This is a genomic window from Nonomuraea lactucae, assembly GCF_003313395.1.
Taxonomy (GTDB): Bacteria; Actinomycetota; Actinomycetes; order Streptosporangiales; family Streptosporangiaceae; genus Nonomuraea; species Nonomuraea lactucae.
In genome coordinates this window covers 1-1620 of sequence record NZ_QNFZ01000532.1, presented here as the reverse complement: position 1 = coordinate 1620, position 1620 = coordinate 1, and the positions used below count along the sequence as shown (strand labels likewise).

Here is a 1620-nt window from a genome sequence, read left to right as displayed (position 1 = left end):
CTGGCGCGGGCCGGGCGGCTGGCCGCGCTGGAGAAGGCGGCGCAGGAGGCGGTGAGCCGTGCCGAGGCCACCGCGAGGGCGCTGTACGGGCTGGTGGGCAGGCGCGACGAGCTGCGCGGCCGGCTCGGCGCGTGCCAGGCGATGGCGGTGCGCAAGGGCATGGCGGAGGACCCGGTCGCGGCCGGGCAGTACGAGCGGGCGCGGCTGCTCCTGTGGAGCGCGCCCTGTGACCTGACGAGGGCGGCCGAGGCCGTCGAGCTCTACCAGCGCGCGATCCACGGAGGTGGCCGATGAGCACGTGCCGGCAGCCCGGCTGCACGGGGACGATCGACGAGGGCTACTGCGACCTGTGCGGCCACGCCGCCGCCGCGCCCGTGAGCGCTCCACCGCCGGACTCGCCACCGCCTGACGCGTCGCCGCCGTCTCCGGAGACGCACCCGGTCAGCAGGCCGCCGACGGGCCCGGTGAGCAGCGGCAGGTCTCGGGCCGGGGTGCTGGCCGAGCTGGCCGACCTGCCGTCGGTGCCGTACCGGGATCCGGAGAGCGCCGTCATGGCCACCCCGGAGGTGCCCGAGGAGAAGCGCTTCTGCTCCAACCCGGAGTGCGGCAGGCCCATCGGCCGCTCGAGGCAGGGCCGGCCGGGGCTGACCGCCGGGTTCTGCCCGCACTGCCGCACCCAGTTCTCCTTCACCCCGAAGCTCGCCAAGGACGACCTGGTGGCCGGCCAGTACCGGGTGCTGGGCTGCCTGGCGCACGGCGGCCTCGGCTGGATCTACCTGGCCGCCGACGAGAACCTCGACGGCCGCTGGGTGGTGCTGAAGGGCCTGCTCAACACCGCCGACACGGAGGCCCTGGCCGCGGCGGAGGCCGAGCGGAGGTTCCTCACCACGGTCGACCACCCGAACATCGTCAAGATCTTCAACTTCCAGCGCTCGGCCGGCCTCGGCTACATCGTGATGGAGTACGTGGGCGGCCAGTCGCTGCACGAGCTGCGCCGGCAGGGGACACTCCCGCTGCGCGAGGTCCTCATGTACGGGCGGGAGATCCTGCGCGCGTTCGCCTACCTGCACGAGCAGGGCCTGGTCTACTGCGACCTCAAGCCCGCGAACGTGATCAGGGTCGGCAGGCGGCTCAAGCTCATCGACCTGGGCGCGGTCCAGCGTGCCGGCTCACCGCCGGGCACGTCCTGGGCCACGGTCGGCTACCACGCGCCCGAGCTGGACCGGCTGCCCTCGTCGGTGGCCTCCGACCTCTACACGGTGGGCAGGACGCTGGCGGTGCTGGCCGTCCCGGGGTTCAGCCCGGCCAGGGGCGGCGCCGAGGTCCCGCTTCCGGACGACTGCGGCAACGAGTCGTTCGCCCGGCTGCTGCGCCGGGCCACCGCGGCGGACCCGGCGGCCAGGTTCCAGAGCGCCGAGGAGATGGAGGCGCAGCTCGTCGGCGTGCTGCGCGAGGTCAGCGCGGTCGCCGACGGCGTGCCCTACCCGGCTCCCTCGCCGCTGTTCGGGCCGGAGCGGATCGCGGCGGGGGCGGCGCTGAGCCGCATTCCCGGGAAGGTGTTCGACGCGCTCGACCCTCGCGCGGCGGCCGGGGCGCTCCCGGTGCCGCTCGCCGACCCGG

Annotated in this window: 1 protein-coding gene and 1 pseudogene; both read left to right on the top strand. The window is 75.1% G+C overall.

Going from position 1 to position 1620, the window contains the following annotated elements; translation table 11 throughout:
- Positions 1-294 (top strand): annotated as a pseudogene (locus tag DQW85_RS23315) (hypothetical protein); the annotation flags it as partial.
- Positions 291-1620, top strand: a 1330-nt coding sequence (locus DQW85_RS47740; RefSeq protein WP_162795281.1) for a protein kinase domain-containing protein, incomplete at its 3' end; no start/stop codon positions are given. The pseudogene DQW85_RS23315 and the gene DQW85_RS47740, both read left to right, overlap by 4 nt.